The sequence below is a fragment of the Lysinibacillus sp. 38-6 genome (genome assembly GCF_046245175.1).
Lineage (GTDB): Bacteria > Bacillota > Bacilli > Bacillales_A > Planococcaceae > Lysinibacillus.
The window spans coordinates 1,665,936-1,687,093 of record NZ_CP176417.1 but is presented as its reverse complement, the minus strand read 5'-3'; the positions used below and the strand labels follow the sequence as shown (position 1 = coordinate 1,687,093).

General features: G+C 37.0%; 22 protein-coding genes. 11 read left to right on the top strand and 11 right to left on the bottom strand.

Annotated features, from left to right (window positions below):
- Window positions 1-34 precede the first annotated feature (34 nt).
- The 6 genes from ACKVEV_RS08800 to ACKVEV_RS08775 form a co-directional block, all read right to left on the bottom strand.
- A complete protein-coding gene (locus ACKVEV_RS08800) occupies window positions 35-670 on the bottom strand; it encodes an ABC transporter ATP-binding protein (RefSeq protein ID WP_409370016.1) in 636 nt (211 codons plus the stop codon).
- Window positions 671-682: 12 nt separating this feature from the next.
- Window positions 683-1,381 carry a hypothetical protein gene (locus ACKVEV_RS08795; RefSeq protein ID WP_409370015.1) on the bottom strand — a complete coding sequence of 233 codons (699 nt, stop codon included), beginning with the start codon at window positions 1,379-1,381 and terminating at the stop codon, window positions 683-685.
- Entirely contained in the window at window positions 1,378-2,115 is a 738-nt protein-coding gene (locus ACKVEV_RS08790; RefSeq protein ID WP_409370014.1) for a hypothetical protein, read from the bottom strand. Before ACKVEV_RS08790 ends, ACKVEV_RS08795 begins: the two co-directional genes overlap by 4 nt.
- A complete protein-coding gene (locus ACKVEV_RS08785; RefSeq protein WP_409370013.1) occupies window positions 2,099-2,992 on the bottom strand; it encodes an NADH dehydrogenase FAD-containing subunit in 894 nt (297 codons plus the stop codon). Before ACKVEV_RS08785 ends, ACKVEV_RS08790 begins: the two co-directional genes overlap by 17 nt.
- A gap of 197 nt (window positions 2,993-3,189) precedes the next feature.
- Window positions 3,190-3,579: a hypothetical protein gene (locus ACKVEV_RS08780; RefSeq protein WP_409370012.1), complete on the bottom strand. Its 390-nt coding sequence runs from the start codon at window positions 3,577-3,579 to the stop codon at window positions 3,190-3,192.
- 260 nt (window positions 3,580-3,839) lie between these two features.
- Window positions 3,840-4,076 carry an endonuclease IV gene (locus ACKVEV_RS08775; RefSeq protein WP_409370011.1) on the bottom strand — a complete coding sequence of 79 codons (237 nt, stop codon included), beginning with the start codon at window positions 4,074-4,076 and terminating at the stop codon, window positions 3,840-3,842.
- Window positions 4,077-4,184: 108 nt separating this feature from the next.
- On the opposite strand from ACKVEV_RS08775, the gene ACKVEV_RS08770 reads away from it, so the two are divergent.
- The 3 genes from ACKVEV_RS08770 to ACKVEV_RS08760 are packed head-to-tail and all read left to right on the top strand — an operon-like array spanning window position 4,185 to window position 6,234.
- Window positions 4,185-4,931: a metal ABC transporter ATP-binding protein gene (locus ACKVEV_RS08770; RefSeq protein ID WP_409370010.1), complete on the top strand. Its 747-nt coding sequence runs from the start codon at window positions 4,185-4,187 to the stop codon at window positions 4,929-4,931.
- 14 nt (window positions 4,932-4,945) lie between these two features.
- Window positions 4,946-5,809 (top strand): metal ABC transporter permease, encoded by an 864-nt coding sequence (locus tag ACKVEV_RS08765; RefSeq protein WP_409370009.1) that lies wholly within the window; start codon window positions 4,946-4,948, stop codon window positions 5,807-5,809.
- Complete coding sequence (locus ACKVEV_RS08760; protein WP_409370008.1) at window positions 5,806-6,234, top strand: Fur family transcriptional regulator; 429 nt, start codon at window positions 5,806-5,808, stop codon at window positions 6,232-6,234. Before ACKVEV_RS08765 ends, ACKVEV_RS08760 begins: the two co-directional genes overlap by 4 nt.
- A gap of 64 nt (window positions 6,235-6,298) precedes the next feature.
- Here the strand turns inward: ACKVEV_RS08760 and ACKVEV_RS08755 are convergent, their stop codons facing one another.
- On the bottom strand, window positions 6,299-6,637 hold the full coding sequence (locus tag ACKVEV_RS08755; protein WP_409370007.1) for a hypothetical protein: 339 nt from the start codon (window positions 6,635-6,637) through the stop codon (window positions 6,299-6,301).
- A 297-nt stretch (window positions 6,638-6,934) separates the two neighbouring features.
- A complete protein-coding gene (gene serC / locus ACKVEV_RS08750; protein ID WP_409370006.1) occupies window positions 6,935-8,023 on the bottom strand; it encodes a 3-phosphoserine/phosphohydroxythreonine transaminase in 1,089 nt (362 codons plus the stop codon).
- Window positions 8,024-8,233: 210 nt separating this feature from the next.
- On the opposite strand from serC, the gene ACKVEV_RS08745 reads away from it, so the two are divergent.
- A complete protein-coding gene (locus ACKVEV_RS08745; RefSeq protein WP_409370005.1) occupies window positions 8,234-8,770 on the top strand; it encodes a hydrolase in 537 nt (178 codons plus the stop codon).
- Window positions 8,771-8,880: 110 nt separating this feature from the next.
- On the opposite strand, the gene ACKVEV_RS08740 is transcribed toward ACKVEV_RS08745, so the two are convergent.
- Both ACKVEV_RS08740 and ACKVEV_RS08735 read right to left on the bottom strand, forming a co-directional pair.
- Window positions 8,881-9,390 carry a PCYCGC motif-containing (lipo)protein gene (locus tag ACKVEV_RS08740; RefSeq protein WP_409370004.1) on the bottom strand — a complete coding sequence of 170 codons (510 nt, stop codon included), beginning with the start codon at window positions 9,388-9,390 and terminating at the stop codon, window positions 8,881-8,883.
- Window positions 9,391-9,470: 80 nt separating this feature from the next.
- Window positions 9,471-11,771 carry a YhgE/Pip family protein gene (locus ACKVEV_RS08735; protein ID WP_409370003.1) on the bottom strand — a complete coding sequence of 767 codons (2,301 nt, stop codon included), beginning with the start codon at window positions 11,769-11,771 and terminating at the stop codon, window positions 9,471-9,473.
- A gap of 191 nt (window positions 11,772-11,962) precedes the next feature.
- Here ACKVEV_RS08735 and ACKVEV_RS08730 point away from each other — a divergent pair, with 191 nt between their 5' ends.
- The 6 genes from ACKVEV_RS08730 to ACKVEV_RS08705 all read left to right on the top strand — a co-directional run bounded on the left by ACKVEV_RS08730 (window position 11,963) and on the right by ACKVEV_RS08705 (window position 18,771).
- A complete protein-coding gene (locus ACKVEV_RS08730; RefSeq protein WP_409370002.1) occupies window positions 11,963-12,442 on the top strand; it encodes a thioredoxin family protein in 480 nt (159 codons plus the stop codon).
- A 133-nt stretch (window positions 12,443-12,575) separates the two neighbouring features.
- A complete protein-coding gene (locus ACKVEV_RS08725; RefSeq protein ID WP_409370001.1) occupies window positions 12,576-13,277 on the top strand; it encodes an O-linked GlcNAc transferase in 702 nt (233 codons plus the stop codon).
- A gap of 275 nt (window positions 13,278-13,552) precedes the next feature.
- Window positions 13,553-15,751: an EAL domain-containing protein gene (locus tag ACKVEV_RS08720; protein WP_409370000.1), complete on the top strand. Its 2,199-nt coding sequence runs from the start codon at window positions 13,553-13,555 to the stop codon at window positions 15,749-15,751.
- 335 nt (window positions 15,752-16,086) lie between these two features.
- Window positions 16,087-17,262 (top strand): NADP-dependent malic enzyme, encoded by a 1,176-nt coding sequence (locus ACKVEV_RS08715; protein WP_409369999.1) that lies wholly within the window; start codon window positions 16,087-16,089, stop codon window positions 17,260-17,262.
- 96 nt (window positions 17,263-17,358) lie between these two features.
- Window positions 17,359-17,916: a hypothetical protein gene (locus ACKVEV_RS08710; protein ID WP_409369998.1), complete on the top strand. Its 558-nt coding sequence runs from the start codon at window positions 17,359-17,361 to the stop codon at window positions 17,914-17,916.
- A 201-nt stretch (window positions 17,917-18,117) separates the two neighbouring features.
- Window positions 18,118-18,771 (top strand): alpha/beta hydrolase, encoded by a 654-nt coding sequence (locus ACKVEV_RS08705; RefSeq protein WP_409369997.1) that lies wholly within the window; start codon window positions 18,118-18,120, stop codon window positions 18,769-18,771.
- A gap of 57 nt (window positions 18,772-18,828) precedes the next feature.
- Here the strand turns inward: ACKVEV_RS08705 and proC are convergent, their stop codons facing one another.
- A complete protein-coding gene (proC, locus tag ACKVEV_RS08700) occupies window positions 18,829-19,626 on the bottom strand; it encodes a pyrroline-5-carboxylate reductase (protein ID WP_409369996.1) in 798 nt (265 codons plus the stop codon).
- Window positions 19,627-19,932: 306 nt separating this feature from the next.
- On the opposite strand from proC, the gene cyoE reads away from it, so the two are divergent.
- The gene (gene cyoE, locus ACKVEV_RS08695) at window positions 19,933-20,883 is read left to right on the top strand and encodes a heme o synthase (RefSeq protein ID WP_409369995.1); all 951 of its coding nucleotides are present in this window, start codon (window positions 19,933-19,935) and stop codon (window positions 20,881-20,883) included.
- Window positions 20,884-21,158 lie beyond the last annotated feature (275 nt).

Below are 21,158 nucleotides of genomic sequence, written 5' to 3'. Positions count from 1 at the left end.
AACGTGGAGGTTTTATAGTTGTTTAGAAGATGGCTCAAGGGGAATCAATTAACACGCCTTCACGTAACCTGTATACTTGATCACATAAAGATTCAATATCAATTTTATTATGAGATGTTAACAAAATAGTTGCACCTCGCTGTTTTTCGGTGTTAATAATGTTATAAACATTTTGTACAGATTCTTCGTCTAAAGCATTCATTGGCTCATCTAGTAAAATTAATTCGGGTGCTTCCATAATGCTTTGCGCGATGGCTAGTTTTTGCTTCATCCCAAGAGAATATGCTTTAACAGGGCGTTTATCTTCGGGATCTAAACCTACTTTTGCTATCGCAGCTTTTATCTCTTGATCAGTAATTTGCTTACGTATTGATGCTAAAAAACTTAAGTTGGAAAACCCTGAATAATGCTCTAAAAATCCTGGTTTTTCAAGGATAACACTTGCACTTTTCGGAAATGAAATATCTTGATGTAACACATCCCCGAATAATTTGACGGTTCCGACACTCGGTTTTACTAAGCCACAAATAACGCGAAATAACATCGATTTCCCTGAACCGTTATGACCGACAAAGCCATAAATTTTCCCTCGCTCTAGCTGGAAATTAATATTTTGTAGCACCGTGCGTTTTTTAATCACTTTGGAAACGTTTGATACTTCTATGGACATAGCGCGCCCTCCCTAATAGTAATCATTTTTTAAACCGATTCGAACAATGAGTAAACACATAAGACAAATAAATAGCCCTTCAATAATTAAAATGACAGGGGACATGTTTGCCCCGAAATTTCCCATTAGCCCATAATAGAAAGGAATATAAGGAGCGGAATGCTTAATACCCGCAAAAAATAGAACGATTAGTAGCACAGACGCAATTTTACCTGAAAACAATAATTCGATTATTTTCCATAGCAATGCATGACAGTACATATTAATGCACAGCATCAATGCCTGTAGCATAATCAAAATATCAAATTGAAGTGTCACGTGAGCTTTTAAAAAAAGCAAAAAGCTCATAATATAAGTGATGGCGACATAGCACGCAGTGAATATAAGTAGGATTAGCAGCCGATTCAACCAAAACCAGCTTTTTTTGGGATAGCGTAAAAGCATATTGTATGAAAAAGAAGTGGTGCGAGGCTTGCAAATAATTTGAATTAAAAGCACATAACCAAACCATAGCAAAGTCCAGTACATCCAAGTAAGTTCCTCCACTTGTCCTAAAAGGGCAGTAAATGCTTGGCGTAATGTCATGCCATCAAAAAGTGATGTCATATAGAGTAGCAATAAAGTAGTTAACAATGGATAGACAATACAAATACAACTAATTTTAAGAGCATCTTCTCGCAGTAGTTTCCACTCTAATGAAAATGTTGTCATGAATCATCATCTCGCACGTAAAAGTCTAGTTTATTGACTAAATAATGAATGGCATTGATTAACAATATCATAACGGCAACTAATATAAAGAATGTACTAATAGGTGACGTAAATTCACTTTTGTAAAACAAAATAGGTACAATGTGTATGGTGATTTTATCAACCATAAAAAGAACCATGACTAAAATCGCACTAATAAAATTATTTTTGAGTAGCTGTTGGATCACTATGTATAGCAAACCACAAATAACCGTAACAAAATAAAACATATACATAAAGTAAAGCAATGAACCATGTTCTTTAGGGTCAGGCACATATAATAATAGGGCACTGTAATTTGTGATATAAGGTGAAAAAAGCCACTTCGCTAGCGATGTGCTCAACATACTACTTCCGAAAACAATCGCTGTAAAAAAGGCAGTCACGAAAAAAACGAAGCAAACTTTATACGAAGCGAATTGCTGTCGGTGACGATATCTTCTAAGCAATAGCCAATCATTGTCTTTAGATGAAAAAGGCGCTAATAATATTAAAAATAATAGGGTATAGTAATTTTCATAACGAGAGGCTAATATAAAGTCTTTCAGCGTATGCCATGTGGTTATAACTGACGTGATTGGGAATACTGCAATCAACTGTAACATTATTATAAAAATGGCAACAATCCAAAAAAGCTTCCTTTTTAAGCGAATATCTTGTAGACAATAGGCGCAGTACTTATAATACATCTTCATTTTTCTTCATCCCAATTAAGTAAATGGCAAATGTAATGAAAATTTGCAACAGAAATTCGATAACTATAATGGAAATGGAGTTGTCTCCATGTATACCGTCCGGGGCTAAAAAGTAAAATGGAGCCCATTTTGGGTGATTGGCAGCTAAAAACCAAAGGCTAGTATAAATAATTTGCGGCATAAAAATTAATAAATAATAATTTTTAATAAACATAGATAGGGCTAGTCCCATACAAACATACGCACTAGCAAACAATCCTCCGATAATATAAAATACAGCAACATATACATATGGAGAGAAGCTTAGTAAATCCGAAAAAAGAGGTTGAATATCACCTTTAAAAACACTTAGAGCATTATCTGGTATTGCCAAAGTCCCTGCTACAAACCCTTTATAAATATTGGCATAGGCTGTATAGTCCCAATGATTCGTAAATAGATTAACGAGCACTACACCAAGACATAGTGGCAGTATGAACATAAAAAAGGCAGTTAGAAAAGTAGTAGCAAACTTTGCAATGTAATATTTTCGTCTATCCATACGCATAAAAATAAAATGTTGATAGCCGCTTTTTCTTTCGCGATAAATGGAATCCACGAGTGCAATTGAAATCAACAATGGAAAAATAAAATAATACAAATCAGATGGGAAATTATTAGTAAAACCGAGCCATTGTTTATGCGGAGAGACGAAATTGAGCACATCATCAACAATAGGTTTTTCATAGTGTTGATTATAAATTGTCTCTGATAATAAATATTCTTCATTATGCTCTTTAACCCCTATCCATACAGCAATGACAACAAGCAATACTAAAGTACAAATACTAAGATAAAAGTTTTTATTATTAAATAGTTTTTTATATTCAAGTAGCATTGCTATCCCCCTTTCTAAAATAAAGAAAGGGTTGTCCTAAGATAGACAACCCTATCCTAGACAAACTATAATATAATTTTTTCAATGGGTTTTATAGAAAAGAGATAGAGTACTCTTAGTTACTTATTTTTACAAATTTTGCAAAGTGAATAAATTACTTTAGTAGAACTATTATCAATCTACTATTTATTATTATTTTAAATATCTGGATAAAATCTACCTGCAATGTCTACATTTACGTGTGTAAAAGCGCTATTTTCTGCGACAAGCGTTACTCTTTTACCAACGGCGCTTTCATCTACCGTAAAGAAACGTGTATCATTGTCACCTACCCTTGTAGCTGTTGGAGAAACTTTCTTCCCACTGGAATCCACAATCCACATATTTGCAGTGTAAGTACTACCAACGATAGAGTTTTCCACCTTTGATTGACTATTCGTATCTTTTGTTCCTGTTGCTAAATTAATATTAATAGAAAAAGGAGGCAGTTTTTTAGCATAGCTGATAGGACTTGTCCCTGCACTTGCTACACCTGCACTAAGCAATAATCCTAAAGCACAAACTGTTGTGGCTAGTCTTTTCTTCATTTAAAATCCAACTCCTTGTTTTGTATTTTAAAATGGGAAATAAACCAATGGCATCGACAACATTGTAACTAAGAGATTATTTCTTTTCTTATCCATAATTATAAAATTCCCAATATTAAAAATCAATATTTTGTTTCGCAAAGGAAAAAGATTTTCTTAGGTGAGTTTTGTGAGATTGAACTTTAAATTTTTTGAATAAACTCCCACATAGAGAAGGGAAAAAGCCCGAAAGTCAACTACTGACTTTCGGGCTTCCTATATTATTTAGTAAATAGTGCGATAAGCTGGCGAGAGCGTTTTCGGCCGAGTACGGCTTCCACTTCACTTAAAACATCTTTTGGAATACCTAGAAAGAGCCAAGAAAAAGAGAATTGCTCAAGGTAAGGGCGAAGCTTTTTTACTTCAGAAGTGCTAATGTCAAAACCTTCGGCACGGGCAATGGCAACTACTTCTTTATCACTGCTTTGAGACAATTGCTGCAAAAATTGAATACTCACAACCAATCCCTCCTTATAAGTTTTGTTTTCTTTACAAATACTAAACTTTCATTTATACTTACAACTTGTAAATCGTAATGATTTTGAATTAGAAAGAAGCGATCATGCATGAAACAAGCATTAATTGACATTGACAATGTGTCATTTCAATATGACTATACACAAGTATTGAAAAATATCTCTTTTCGTGTGGAAGAAGGAGATTTTTTAGCGCTCCTAGGTCCTAACGGCTCAGGGAAATCAACGTTATTAAAAATTATTTTAGGGTTATTAAAACCGATGTCTGGTGACATTAAGCTGTTTGGAGAGCCAAGTGCAACGTTTAAACATCGTGAATGGATAGGCTACGTTTCTCAAAAATCCAATGCCTTCAATTCTGGTTTTCCTGCAACTGTACAAGAAGTAGTCATCAGTGGATTAACAAAGAAATTAGGGCTCTTTCATCGACCTACGAAGGATGCCAAAACTAAAGTCTATGAGGCATTAAAGGCGGTAGGCATGGATGCCTTTATGAATCGCAATATTGGTGAGCTGTCTGGTGGACAACAACAACGCGTGTTTATTGCCCGTGCTTTAGTTAGCGAGCCAAAATTGCTTATTCTAGATGAACCAACAGTCGGCATCGATCACGAGAATGTGCAGTCCTTTTATGATATGCTGGCGAATTTGAATAGGGAACAAGGAATTACGATGATTCTTGTTACACATGATGTTGATACGGTGTCAAACCGCATTAGCCATGTTGCTTGCCTCAACCAAACGATTCATTTCCATGGCTACAAAGACGAATTTGATTCTATTTCTCAGGATGCGCTTGACGCTTGGTACGGCCATTCCGTGAGAAAGATTCACTAGAAGGAGAAGGCACAATGATTGAAGCAATTTTTCACTATGAGTTTTTACAAAATGCCTTTTTCTCTGGCTTATTAATTGGCATCATCGCACCGTTGCTAGGTGTTTTTATAGTTGTTCGCAGGCTTTCACTAATAGCGGATGCTTTATCCCATGTGACACTTGCGGGTATAGCTGGTAGTTTGTATGTAAGTCAGTCTTTCGCTGCATTTGCTCTGCTCAACCCAATATACCTTGGTATTTTAGCCTCTGTGAGTGGCTCTATTTTAATAGAACGTTTACGTCGCTTGTATAAGCACTATGAAGAGCTTGCCATCCCAATTATTATGTCCGGGGGAATTGGTATTAGCGCGATTTTTATTTCGCTAGCGAGTGGTTTTAGCACGGATTTAATGAGTTATTTATTTGGCTCCGTGTCGGCTGTATCGAGACAAGACTTATGGGTGGTTGTCGGTATCGCAATCGTCGTCATTGTCTTTTTATTTTTCTTCTTTAAAGAATTATTTGTGTTATCTTTTGATGAGGAATATGCGAAAGCAAGTGGATTACCAGCAAGATGGGTTCATCTATTATTTATGATTGTGACAGCGCTCGTTATTGCTGCGAGTATGCGCATCGTAGGTATTTTACTTGTTTCATCTTTAATGACATTGCCGGTTGCTGCAGCAATGCGTCTGGCAAAAGGCTTTAAGCAAACAATCATCTATGCGATCGTTTTTGGAGAAGTCGCTGTGTTCATTGGCTTAATCAGTGCCTTTTATTTAGATTTAGCACCAGGTGGGACAATTGTCGTTACGTCTATTCTTATCTTATTACTTGTCATTATCGGTAAGAAAACGATGTTAAAACTATCAGCAAAACAAGGGGAGGCAGCACAGTGAATATTTCAAGAGCGTGGGAAATTTTAAAAGAAAACGGCTATAAAAAAACAGATAAACGTGAGTTAATTTTAAATATGTTTGCAGAGACGGATAAATATTTAACCGCTCGAGATTTATTAGATGTGCTGAAAAAAGATTTTCCAGGTATGAGCTTCGATACGATTTATCGCAATCTTTCAACGTTCGTCAAACTTGGCATATTAGAAGAAACAGAGTTATCAGGCGAACGCAATTTTCGCATGCATTGTGAGTCCGAGCATCATCACCATCATTTCATTTGTATGGATTGTGGCAATGTGAAAGAGCTAAATCTCTGTCCGATGGAAATGCTTGGCGAAAAGCTGCCCGATTATGAAATCGAAAATCATAAATTCGAAATATATGGTAAATGTCCAGAATGTAAACATGAAACCCTGTCAAATTAATATTTGACAGGGTTTTCCTGTATATGAAGGAGTAATGTTAGAAGGAAAGGGCATAAGAAGACTACTAAGCTCTTCTTACAATACGGATAGCATCTATTTTTTTACAGTCAATAATAAGTGGTGTTGTTGAACCTGCTTCTAAGAAATAAGCACAACAATTTCGAGCATTAAAGCTCACAAAAGTTAAACCAAGGAAACTAAGACCGCCGGATAAGAAAACATCAACTACAGTGCCAATTTCTAAACATCTTAATTGCTCACAGATACAGCTTCTACAGTGGTTCATTGCTTTGTGGCTTTTTTCCTCTTTGCACTCATGCTCTTTTCTTTCGTTACATTTGCAACTTTTTTGACATTTACAAGGTGCCCAGTTCATGTGTGTAACATATCGTCTATCTTCCATTCAAATTACCTCCTTTCTCTTTAAATAATGTAAAGCTATTGCCTTACACTAATAATCTATGTTTTTTAAAAGAGCAGAGGCTGGTAATATGTCCGATAATCAAAGAAAAAAACTATTTTTTTCTGGTTATTTTGTAAGTGGATGTTTGTGCTAATCAAGTTGTCAGGGGGATAGAAGTCTATCATTAGGGGTTATAAATAGGTTTTTAACATAAAGATAGGAGGGGGAGCAAGTAAGCGGTTGATGCAAAAAAACGACGAATGTAGTTTGTGAAAACTATCATTCGTCGTGCTAATATTATTGGTGTTTTTGTTGGAATGCTACCATAAAGTCGCGAAGTGCTTCACACGTTTCTAATGGTACAGCATTATATGTTGATGCACGACAACCCCCTACTGAGCGGTGGCCATTTAAACCAACGAATCCTGCTGCTTTCGCTTCAGCTAGGAATTGCTTTTCAAGCTCCTCATCAGCAACACGGAACGTGATGTTCATTAATGAACGACTTTCTGGTGTTGCATGCCCTGTGTAAAAGCCATTACTATGATCGATTGCATCGTAAATTACTTGTGCTTTTGCTTCATTAAGTTTAGCAATAGCTTCGATGCCGCCTTTCGCTTCCACCCATTTTAATACTTCACCTAACATATAAATACCGAATGTCGGAGGGGTATTATATAATGAATTTCCATCCGCATGTGTTGTATATTTTAGCATTGTTGGGATTTCTTTATTTGCTTTTTCTAGTAAGTCTTTGCGAATAATCACGACTGTTACGCCAGAAGGACCAAGGTTTTTTTGCGCACCAGCATAGATAATGCCAAATTTACTGATATCTAGTGGTTTAGATAAGATGTCACTTGACATATCCGCTACTAATGGCACATTTCCAGTTTCAGGGAATTCTTTCCACTGTGTACCGTAAATTGTGTTATTAGATGTGATATGCACATAGGCATCATCTTCATTAAATTGAATATCTGATAATGCTGGGATATTGCGATATTTATTGTCTTTTGTGCTAGCTGCTTCAACAGGAGTACCGAATAATTTCGCTTCTTTAAATGCTTTTTCAGCCCATGAACCAGATAATACATAGCTTGCTTTTTGATTTGCTTGCAGGAAGTTCATTGGCACCATTGTAAATTGAAGGCTTGCCCCACCTTGTAGGAAAAGGACCTCATAGTTTTCAGGAATCGCATAAAGTTTTTTTAATAGAGCAATTGCTTCATTATGTATTTCATCGAAAATTGCACTACGGTGGCTCATTTCCATAATAGACATACCTGAATTACGGAAGTTAACTAATTGCTGTTGAGCGTTTTCTAAAACTTCTAGCGGTAGTGCAGAAGGACCTGCGTTAAAATTGAATGCTCGTTGTGTCAAAGTGGTACACTCCTTGTTTTGTTTAATAAAAGCACTTTACTGGATTATAACGCAATTTTCAAGAGAAAAAACAAAATTCTCAATTTTTTATTTATGTAGGATGAAAGTGAGCATTTTAGTGCCAGGCACGCACACAATTTGCACACAATTCATATATTCGCGAAGAAAATTCGGTATACTTAATACAAAGTAATGAAAAGGGGTGTATGTATGTTTTCAATAGAACAAGCAAGTTTGATTGTCGTGGATGTGCAAGGGAAATTAGCGACAATTGTAGATGATAGTGAAACGGTTATGCAAAATGTGTCTAAGCTTGCTCAAGCCATGCAAGTACTAGATGTTCCCGTCCTATGGCTAGAGCAAAATCCAAGTCGCTTAGGTGGCACTGCGCTCGAAATTGCCCAACATCTTCAGGGAGATCCCATTGCTAAAATGGCTTTTAGTGCATGTCAAGAAGAGGCTTTTATGGAGGCCATGAAAGCAAGTGGGCGTACCCAGTTTATAGTGACAGGTATTGAAACACATATTTGTGTTTATCAAACCGCACGACAACTAAAGGAACAAGGATTTGAAGTGGAAGTAGTTGTGGATGCCGTATCTTCTCGTACAAAAGCGAATAAGGAGATAGGGCTCGAAAAAATGAAAGCACTAGGGATTATGCCAACGAGCACAGAAATGATTTTATATGAACTATTGCAAAGAGCAGATCACCCACATTTTAAAACGGTGTTACAACTTGTGAAGTAAATAAACGACCAGGACGCTGCGTTTTTAGCGTGTAGGAAGCACCAACGAGCGATTCAACTGTATTAAAAAAAGTGTTAGATTGATGGTCAATCTAACACTTTTCGTTTGATTTAAGCTGGCATCTCCGTTGGTGTTGGTTTTGCATAGCCATTTTTGTATGTTTCATCAATTGATTGACGGATTTCTTTTAGACTCATGCCATCTTTGTGCATCTTGGCTGATTGTAGTGCGATTTCTAAGCAAACCCCACAGCGTGTACCATGATCGTCCCACACAATGGTCCCATCTTGACGTTTTTCTTGAATAAAGCAGTTCAGATTACTTTTATGGCCAACGGATTCGCCACAGCCACAATAACATGGCATCCATTCTAAAATATCTGTCGATTGCCCTGCAATTTGATAAACTAAGCGGATATTTTCTGATTGGCTATCTAAAAATGAAGGCAGGACATCAGCACTTGCTGTTTCTTCCTGAATATCGCCTGAAACATGTGCATGTCCATCATGTGATGCTTCAGTTTGTGTATCGTTTGGATTTTCTTCCATGACTTTTTTTTCTGCCCCGCAAGCACTTAATACGAGTAACAACAACGTAAAAATGGATATAAGTTTTTTCAAAAAAAACGCCTCCTACTTGTTTACAATATTTCCATTATAACATTGTCGATGTCAAAATTTATAGCAAAGCAAGGCGGAAATCAATGAAATATATCTAAACCTCGTGTTTTGTTCATTAAAAGTTCCATTTTTTCACCTAGTAATTTTTTGAAGAAAAAGCCGAATAGAATAAAGATTAGCCAGAAGCTAATTAAAAATGTGAGGTCTAGCCATATTTTTGACCAAATAATACCACCGACGGCCTCACGCATCATGCCAATTGCATACGTAAACGGTAAAAATGGATTGATAACTTGGAAAAACTTCGGCAACAATTCCACTGGATAAGTTCCACCAGAGCCCGCAATTTGCAAGACCAACATCACGATGGCTAGAGCTTTCCCAACATTGCCGAATACAGAAACAAGCGTGTAAACAACTGTGATAAAGACAAAGCTAATAATTAGCCCGAAAAGTATAAAATAAAATGGGGCACGAATGGAGACGTCCAATAGTAAAACATCACCTATTGTTATAATGAGTGTTTGAATCAATGAGATGGTTGCGAAAGTCAGTAATCGTCCAAAATAAATGGCACGAATACTGTAGTGCTGACTGTCGTGAATATTTACCGCAAGAAGCGAGATAAGTAATAAACAACCTACCCAAATGGAAAGTACAGTATAAAAGGGCGTCATGGCTGTTCCATAATTCGCAATTGGGAACATGCGATGCTCTTCTAATTTGACCGGCTCTTCAAAGAAATTCCGTTCGGCTTCGACATCATTTTTTAATAACTGAACGATTTCAGATAAATCTGCTTCGTTTTCAAATGTCCGAAGCTTCGTTGCAAGGTCGATAATTTTTTTACTTAATGTCGGGAAGTCAGACTGTAAAGTAGAAATAGCCTTATTCGCAGTTATTAATGTATTTTTGGCATTGCTTAACCGTTGTTGCGCTTGTGGAATCGTGCTTTGTACTTTCGTTAACATAGTGGAAGCATTCGTTAATGTATCTTTAGCAGCGCTCAGCGTTGAATGAATTTGTGGCTCAAGAGTATCCGTATAATAACTAAGAAACTGTTGTAAATTGCTAGCGGCATCTTGCGCAATTTTTTGCACTTCTGCAATATCATTGAGTATTGTTTGTTCATCGATAGTAGGTAATTGCTGTATTTTACTCGTACTATCAGCTAATAAAGCATTGAGTTGTTGCAATGTAGCGAGTGCGTTCGTTGCAGCATCGGCTACGCCAGCATTCGCTTGTAGTTTTTCTTGGATAGCCACCAATTTTTGAATAATGGCCTTATTCTTGTCATCGTTAGAACCGTTTTCTTGAAGAGACGTTATGACATTTTGCAAGGAATTAGCTAGTTGTTGACGAGTCGTTGCATCCGCCTGTGTTAGTTGTTGTAAAGCCTCCAGCGTCTCAATACTACTGTTTACTTTGGCTTGCAAGGACGTTAATTGTTTCAAAAGCGCATCTTTTGCTTGAGCTAATGATGTTGTATTGCTCGCAGCATTTTGCAATTTTTCTAGCAACTGTGTGAATTGCTGTGCGATTTTTTGGGCACTTGCTAAATCCTCTTTGACAATTGGCGAAAGCTGATTGAACAGTGTATCTGCCTCATTCATTAACTTTAAACCACTTTGAATCGTTGTTAGACCGTTGTTCGTTAACTTCTCTATTTCAGGAATTTCGTTAAGAGTCGTATCTATTAATTTTTCAGCATCTTGTCCACCTTTTGCAGTTTGCGCTAAAAACGATTCAATATCAGGTAAATGTTGTTCGATTGTATAAACATACTGTTCGAACTTTTCAAAGTCGGGAATATCATGTTCGATTTCAATGCCAATTTTATTGAACATCGAAAAAAGTGTACCATTGACAGTCGAGATAAACTCACTCGAAACTTGTTGAGTAATAACGCCAGCACCTTTACTCGTAATTTTAGGAGCAATCGGATTTATTTTTTCATTTACATAATAATCAATATGAGCTTTAGTAGGGAGCTCAGTTACAATGGATGATAGCTTTTGGGAAAAATCATTTGGAACGATAAGTACCGCAAAATAGTCCCCATTTTTTAAGGAATCAAGCGCTTCTTCTCTAGGGATAAAATGCCAGGAGAAGCTGTTGTTTTCTTTTAAATTGTCCATTAGTTCCTTTCCTATATTTAAGTTTTCCCCTTTAATGGTCGTTCCGCTATCTTCATTGACAACGGCAATTTTCATATTGGCCGTGTGCGCATATGGATCCATGGAAGCATAAATATTAAGCCAAGCATATAGCGATGGTAAAAAAATTAGACCACCTACAATGACAGCGACTACCCAGTTAGAGACAATATTCAAGATATCACTTTTATAAATTTGAAATACATGTTGGAAAGTATGTTTCATAGTCAATTTCACCCCAAATTCGTTTTGCGCTTATAGTAAGTATGTTCCCTTAAATGCACTAAATTATGTTTAAATAGTTAGAAAACTTGTTAGCAAAGTCTAATTAGTTTACTAGGTTCTAAAAACACTTTATAATCAATTCCAAATACACTAAAAGTAGGGCATTTTTAAGTGGAATCGGAGGAATTTAATTGAAGAAATTACTAATTATTGGGGCGGTTATTGTTGTATTGTTTGCATCGATCATTGTGCTAACCAATTACTCGAACAAAAGTAAACTTGCTAGTGCGAATAATCCGTATGGTGACAAAGATTTAAAACAAGAAACAATCGACCAATTAGATGATAAAAATTACCAAAATATTATGTTGCCTGATGAACTAGAGAAGAAGATTGCAGCAGGGGAAGATGTCAACGCCTATTTCTTTAGTCCAATTTGTGTACACTGCCAAGCATTTACACCTGTGTTAATGCCAATTGCTGATGAACTAGGTATCAATATTGCACAATTAAACGTCTATGAATATGAAAATCTGTGGCAGAAGTATGACATTGAAGCAACGCCAACATTCATTCGTTTTGAGGACGGCAAGGAAACTGCTCGCTTTGTTGGTGCTTTAGCGGAGGAAGATTTACGTTCTTTCTTAGATAAAGAAGTATTAAAAAAATAGTGTTTGAACAGAGACTGGCCAAAGGGAAAATTGGACAGTCTCTTTTTTTGTAGGAAGGTAGTTTCCTAGAGAGTTTAAGGTAGTATAATAGTAAGTAAATAAATTGCTGCGTTATAAACTGGAGGAACTTGTTATGACAATGGATGATTATTTTTATAATGGAGAGCTAATGCAATGCTATTTGGCTGCTTTGCAACAAGTGGAAGGGCCAGAAGCGGCTTTAGCTTCAAAATATATTACTTTATTGGACGAGTATGAACTTGCTACATTACCAAAGCCAACCCTATTAGGCGAGACACAGTATACGGAACGAGGGGATGAAAGTTATCCAGAATCTGATGCAGTGGTCGAAATACGCGCAATAAAAGACGAAGAGGCATTTTCAAAACGTGTGCAAGCGTTAGAGGAAATCGCTAAAACAGGGACAGCACATGAAAAAGCGCAATCATTTTTTACGCAGGGAGAGCTGTTTTTATTTGCCCATCATTACAATGAGAGTGTCCATTGCTTTAAACAGGCAGTAAAAGAAAACCCTAATAAGGCTTTGTATTGGGGGATAACGGGGCAAACGATGCATCGTTTTGGCTGGATGCCTTTTGATGCACTTGCCTATTTGGAACAAGCCATTGTATTAGATCCAACAAATGCGCGCTGGAAATGGAATAAAGCTCTTGTGCTTATTCAGCTAGCTAAAGATTTACAGATGGCTCCTTTTATGGCCAATGCAGCGATTGCCTTAGAGGAAGCAATCACTTGTTGCAAGGAGCACCAACGCTCATTAAAAGAGGCGATTCAAAATACAATGGATAATATGGATAGTTATGTATTTTCTTAAAAGAATGGAATAGCAGTTAATCATTAAAGACTGAAGATAGACCCGAAAATTGCGGGGATGCCTTCAGTCTTTTTTTTATACAAACCTAGGTAAACACTATATATAAATAGTTTACTAAAAGGGAGTTTGCTAATAGGTGACAATTTTGTGTAGCAGCTGAAGATAGACTAGCAACAAATTTCTCTTTTGATTGAAATTTAGGTATATCATGGTAATCTATTAGTAATATGTAGTAAAAAATTATTTATAAATAATGAATGGCAAAAGGAACCGTTATGAATTTAGAAAAGGTAGGGGTCAGCTTGTCGGAATTAAATAAACCATTTTCTATATTGAGGCAAGGCATTCAATTCATTTTATTCTCGATCGTGTTGTTACTAATCGTTGCTTACTGGAGCGAACAATTTTACGGGATTTTTGGCAAAAGTAATTATGTTTCGATTCATTTGCTTATAGAAATCCTTATTATTGTTGTAACTATGACGATAGCAATACAATCGTGGTTAACAACACCTTTTATTTTATCCAATAAGACGCTTTATATAGGGGCTTTATTTTTAACATATAGCCTCATTGAAATCGCCCATACTCTTGCTTATAAAGGGATGCCGTATTTTTTTACACAGAGTACAAGTTATGCGGCGACATGGTTTTATATGATCGGCAGATTGGTATTATCATGTGGAATCCTTGTTATTTTTGCTGTAACAGAAAAAGGTATTCGGAAAAAAACCTATCGTTGGTTTATTTATAGTACACCCTTTTTAGTGATTGCTAGTTTACTGTTGCTAATCTATGCACCGAATCCTATACTACCGCCACTTGTCATTGATGGCGTCGGCCCAACGGCTTTAAAAAATGCATTACAATATGTGGCGATTGCTTGTCATATTATCATCATGTACATATTACTAAAAGGCTTTCATAAAGCGCCGAAAATCACGGTATTATTACTTGGGAGTGCTTGTTATTTAATCATTAGTGATTTTCTTTTTACCATTTATCGCGATGTATATGATATTAAAAATTTTATCGGCCATCTCTTCCAATTAAGTTCTTTTTATCTTCTATTTAAAGCCATTTATTTCTCATCGATTGAAAGGCCATTTCGAGAGTTAATCGAAATACAAAACCATTTGGAGAAGTCTAGAGAGAAGATGCATTATATGGCTTATCATAATGAAGTGACGAACTTACCGAATGAACGCTTTTTGAATGAATACTTACATAAAAATCTCTATCAATCCAAAGGCAATAAGGCAATTTTAGCGATTGAAATCGAGCGAATTTCCACTATTAAAGCTTCACTGGGTAGTTCTTATGGAGATAAAATGATTAGTATCGTTGCACAAAGGCTGCAAGCATGCTTACCTGAAAAGAGCTTGTTATGTATGCTACGAGAAGATTATTTTATCGTCTTTTTGGATGAAGTACATCATGAAGATCGTATTATACAACTATGTAAACAACTGCACTTGGCGATGCAAGAGTCTTTCCAAGTTCAGCATTTTTCATTAAATGGTAATTTGAACATTGGTATTTCTTTATTTCCAACGGATGCTTATAAGGAAGATGAGCTAGTAAGGCTTGCGATTTATGCCATGCATGAAGCAAGTAAAGTACCTTCCCGCACGTTATTTTACGAAACTTCCATGTCTGGCGATATTACGGAAAAACTTTTATTAGAAAATGATTTACATCATGCTTTAGAAAATAATGAGTTGTTATTAGAATATCAGCCACAGATTGATCTACAGACAGGGCATATTTTATCAGTTGAGGCATTGGTTCGTTGGCAACATCCTCGTAAAGGATTGATTGCACCATACACTTTTATCCCAATTGCCGAGGAGACAGGTATGATTATCCCTATTGGGCAATGGGTGTTAGAAACCGCTTGTAAGCAAGTGAAAGAGTGGGAGCGAGCAGGTTTACCACCTATTAAGGTAGCGGTCAATCTTTCGTTAGGGCAATTATTTCAACAAAATTTAGTGGAAATGATTCAAAATGTACTGGATCAAACCGAGTTAGATCCGAAATATTTACAATTAGAAATAACAGAAAGTATGACCATCCATTTTGATCATATGACGATGATTTTACAGCAACTTAAGGCAATTGGCGTAACGATTGCTGTAGATGATTTTGGTACAGGATACTCATCATTATCCTATCTAAAAGATTTCCCAATCGATTGCTTAAAAATTGATCGTTCATTTGTTAAAAAAATTCAAAGTGAACCTACTGATAAGGCTTTAGTGGATATGATATTATCGATGGCCAAGCATCTCCGTTTAAAGGTGGTGGCTGAAGGCATTGAGGAAGAAGCGCAACTCTATTATTTACTAGCAGGTCATTGTGAAACGGTACAAGGTTTTTTATTTAGCAAACCGTTGCCCCCTGCATTTTTACAACATAATTATCAAAAGCTACAACATAATGCGCAAAACATTTTAGAGAAAATCCATGTCTAGTTGTGATTGTGAGTCATTCCATTGTTTTGGGTAGTGGCAATAAACGCCTTAAAATAAAAAAGATAAAGTGTTAGATTGACTGCCGTCCATCTAGCACTTTTTGTTATGCCGTTGTTTTTTCGTCAGTGGAGCTATGAAATCATTCGTGCGTTATCATCCATCATTGTACGAATATGAATAATTTTAAAAGATATAGCCCAGCCTAGTTTTGTATTAAAACCGTCATTTGGGGATAGCATGATAACGAATGTACTTTCATATTATCGGGAATTAAAAGCTGATTAATAATGTTTAGGATAGAGAATGAAAACACCTAGAAGACGGAGGACATAACGATGGATATTATGCAAAAAGCTTTAGCAATGCACAAAGAAGCGCATGGGAAAATGGAGATAGTTGCAAAGGTGCCAGTTCAGGATACATACGATTTAAGTTTAGCTTATTCACCTGGCGTTGCGCAGCCGTGTATGGAAATCCAAAAAAATCCGCAAACCGTATACGATTACACGATTAAAGGAAATTTAGTAGGCATCGTGACGGATGGGACAGCCGTTCTAGGTTTAGGTGATATTGGCCCAGAAGCGGCATTACCAGTGATGGAAGGAAAAGCGATATTGCTGAAACGTTTTGCGAATGTCGATGCCTTTCCGATATGCCTCGCAACAAAAGATGTTGATGAAATTGTTCGGACTGTCAAGGCGATTGCGCCCACATTTGGGGGCATTAATCTTGAAGACATTTCTGCACCTCGATGCTTTGAAATTGAAAAGCGACTTCGTAAGGAATGTAATATTCCTGTATTCCATGATGATCAGCATGGTACGGCGATTGTTGTTGGAGCAGGCTTAATGAACGCTATCAAAATAGTGAACAAAAAACTACAAGACATTAAAATAGTTATTAATGGTGCTGGTGCAGCAGGTATTGCCATTTTGCGTATTTTACTTCAATTAGGCTCTAAAAATATCGTGATGTGTGATACAAAGGGTATTATTTATAGTGGACGAACAGAAGGTATGAATAGCATGAAAGAGCAAATAGCAAAAGTTTCTAATCCATTACGTTTAGTAGGGTCATTAGAGGATGCACTTGTTGGAAGTGATGTGTTTATTGGCGTTTCAGTGGCCGATTTATTAACAAAAGCGCATATTGAATCAATGAACGAGCATCCCATTGTTTTTGCCCTAGCCAATCCAAATCCAGAAATCACATATGATCATGCGCGCGCATGGGGCGTTCGTGTTATGGCGACTGGGCGTTCGGATTACCCTAATCAAGTCAATAATGTGCTAGCATTCCCTGGGATTTTCAGAGGCGCACTAGATGTTCGTGCCACAGATATTAACGAAGCAATGAAGCTTGCGGCAGTAGAAGCCATTGCTTCATTAGTAACCGCTGAGGATTTATCAGAAGAATTTATTATCCCAAAGTCGCTGGATGAGCGTGTGGCAAGTGTTGTGGCAAAAGCCGTCAGCAGTGCAGCGATTAAGTCAGGTGTATCAGCCTTATAGCAATAATCACGATAAATGTTGTCGATTTCTTTCTACTGAACAATCATGGTATGATAGAGAAGAAATGATTTGTTGAGATAAGGACGGGTTTTTATCATGGTACAAGAAGTAGCGAATAAATTTATTGAAAATGTATGTCATCATTTAGTACGTAATATGAATATTACAAAAGTTGAGCAGCACTTTAATCAAACGATTGCTATGCAACGCCAATCAGCTCAATCTGTAACAGATTTTTGGGATATGCTGATGGTGAATATGCTGTATTTTACTGATAACGAGCAAGTTTGGGAAAATGAACTTAAGACGATGTTAGAAAAAAAACAATGGTTAAAGCCTAATGTCCTTGAAGAGGAGTTGCTGATGCATCAAATGCGAATTCGCCAGCAAGTAGCTGAACGCATGGATATGGCAAAAGAGTTGTTCCATCAACAATATGAAACAGAAGGTCTTACAGAAGAAGATATTATTTATGACTATGCCTATAGTTCTGCAGCGCATTCGATGCGTATGGATTTACTAACAGTGCTCGTCTCGACACCAGCACAATCGAAAGTGCTATTTGACGCTGATCCACACGAAACAGTGCGCATCATCAACGGTTACATCGCCTATCATACGGACGCGCTTATTTCGAAAACAAAGTTAACATAATAAGTGCCAGGCACCCAAACAATTCTGAAAATTCATTACGAAAATCCACGAAGGCTTCTGCGGCTTCTATGTATGCCCGCGGATAGCCCAGTGGATTTTTTCTCTTATAAGCAACATACCTTTTTAAAAGTCAACATTTGTGCAGGATAATTGTGCATTATGATAAACTAGAATTGAGTTTACTTGAAAGGAATTATGTCCATGAATACACCATTCACATTTAAACATACACAACCAACAAATATGGACCCGACTAAAAAGTACCCTGCTATTTTTTTATTGCATGGAATGGGAAGTAACGAGGATGATTTACCTCAATTAGTACAACCATTTCAACAGCAATGTCATATTATTAGTGTCAGAGGGCCAATCACGCAAAAGCCTGGTTACGCATTTTTCACAATCCAAGAGGTAGGCAAACCGGATCGAGCTATATTTGATAAAGTGTTAATTGCACTACAACGCTTTGTATTAGAAGCGATTGAAGAATTCCAAATCGACCCACACAAAGTTTTTGTTCTTGGATTTAGCCAAGGTGCCGTACTGGCACAGTCACTAGCTTTTGTAATGGGCAATTTAATTACAGGCATTGTGGCATTAAGTGGATATACGCCCAAATTTGTCACGGAGGAATATGCAATCCGTACTGTTAATCATTTGCATGCTTTTATTTCTCATGGTGATTATGATTATGTCATTCCGTCGCAATGGGGTGTTGAAAGCAAGGAACTGTTCGAGCAATTTGGTGCAACGGTGACATTTAAGCAATATCCAGATGGACATGGTGTTACACCTGAGAATATGGAAGACTTAACGGTGTTTTTAGCACAACATTTACAAGACAACGTTCAATAAAAACAATAAAAGGCATCGAGAATCAATTTCTCGATGCCTTTGCCTATTAAACGATTATTAAGAGAGACTACGGTCTTTATCTGTTACAGCGGCCACAGCATCATGGATTGTCGTCTCGAAATGATTACTTTGTAGGGAGGATACGCCTTGAATGGTCGTGCCACCTGGTGAGCAAACTTGATCGACAAGTGCCCATGGATGTTCTTTTGATTGTAATATCATTTTCGCACTGCCTAAAACAGCGTTTGCTGCAATATCGAGCGCCATATTTTTAGGCATACCTTCTCGAACAGCTGCGCGCGCTAATGCATCGATATACATATAAGTAAAAGCAGGTGAAGCACCACCGATTGTCGTAAAGATGGAGAATAAATGTTCAGGTACTTCAATAATCGTACCGATTGTTTCAAACAATGTCGTAATGAGACGAAGTTGCGCCTCTGTTACTTGCGCATTTGCCGTATAGCAACTTGTTGAAGCCCCAATTAGTGCATTAATATTTGGCATGACGCGAATAATAGGTGTGGACTCTGAAAGGTAGCCTTGGAAGTAGTCGAGATTTTTCCCAGCCGCAATAGAAACAATCATATGCTTTTCTTGTAAATGTTTTTTAACTTCGGGTAGCACATCAGGTAATATTTGCGGTTTAACACCTAAAATAATCATATCACTTTGTGCCATAAGTTCCTCGATGGAGTTTGTTGCTTGAATGCCATAAGAGGTTGCTAGTTTTGTTGTTTTAGATTTTGTACGATTATAGCCGTATATATAAGAGGAATCAAAATCTCCACTTTTACACATGCCTTTTATAATGGCTGTGGTCATATTTCCTAGACCAATAAATCCGTATTTCACGTGTTAGACACTCCTTCAATTAGATAGAACATATCCATTAGTATAGTGCAGATTGTTTTTCTTGAATAGTATTATGACAGAAAGAAGGCAATTAGGTTCAAATTCCTGCTCGTCGGTGGTATCATAGAAGGAGTTGTGATTTGGCATATTGTTCATTCATGATTGAAATCATGTACTTTATGTGAACTTTGAGACATAGCCACCCTAAAAGGGGTAAAATAATAATTTGATATGTAAAATGCAAAAAATGTCTCTTTCGATCGAAGGACACATGTAGAAATTATAAGAGAAAAGGAATTAAGAGGAATGGAACAAAATCTAAAAACGGATCAAAATCCACAGACTGTAGAAGAAACAATAGAGAAACACTCACTCTCTAATGTTTTAGCACAAACAGTTAAAACTGGTATTATAAAATCCAATTTAATTCCTATGTGGGCTGGCTTGGCGCTCGGGATGTATAAAAATAAAATGACACTTTTGGACAATATACCAGAAATCATTTTTGCTACAATTGGTTCGGCTCTTGTTATCGGTGCGGCAGGTGCGTTTAATAACGTGTATGACCGTGATATCGATGCGATTATGCCCCGTACGAAAAATCGACCGACTGTAACAGGGGAGATGTCAGCAAAATCCACGATGATTTTAGCGATTGTTATGCTGATTGTTGGAGTAGGTGTCCTAGCATTAGCATCGCCACTAGCAGCTTTATTCGGTTTCATTGGTGTCTTTTTATATGTTGTACCGTATACAATGTGGACGAAACGTCGCACAATTTATAATACGGAAGTTGGTAGTATATCAGGTGCTGTTCCACCTTTAATCGGTTGGGCAGCGGTATCATCAGATATTACACATCCAGCTTTAATGGGTCTCTTTTTCGTTATGGTTATCTGGCAAATGCCACACTTTTATGCGATTGCGATTCGTAAGCATGCAGACTATGAAGCTGCCAATGTTCCGATGTTACCTGTTGTCAAAGGGATGCGTCGCACGTACTACCAAACGAATTTTTATTTAATATTGTTAATACTATCGAGCTTTTTATTTGGTTCGTTAAGTATGGGCATAATGCTTGTTGCGCTTCTACTAAGTGTCGCATGGCTTGTCATGAGTATTTACGGCTACCATAGCAATACAGATCAAGGAAAATGGGCGACAAAGATGTTTGTGTTCTCACTTTTCCATATGACAATTCTCTTCTCAACCGTTATTATTTACTCGCTAGCAGGGGTTATATTTAAATTATATTAATGGCTGTTTAAGAAATTCTAAAAAGGATAGCCAATTAGTTATGGTTAGTAAATGTTTCGTTGTGTAAAAATCAGTAGTACCTATATATAGACAAGCCCCACCACTGTTTTTGTGGTAGGGCTTGTCTTCTTTTATGCGCGTGATGCATCAACTTAAAACAGTGAATGAAGTATAACATTTATATATGAATGATTGCCGTGCAAAGAGCGACACTCCAGCAGGAACAGCACGAGCTAAAATTCGTTGAAGCTGTACCTGCGTATAGGGAGCTTATT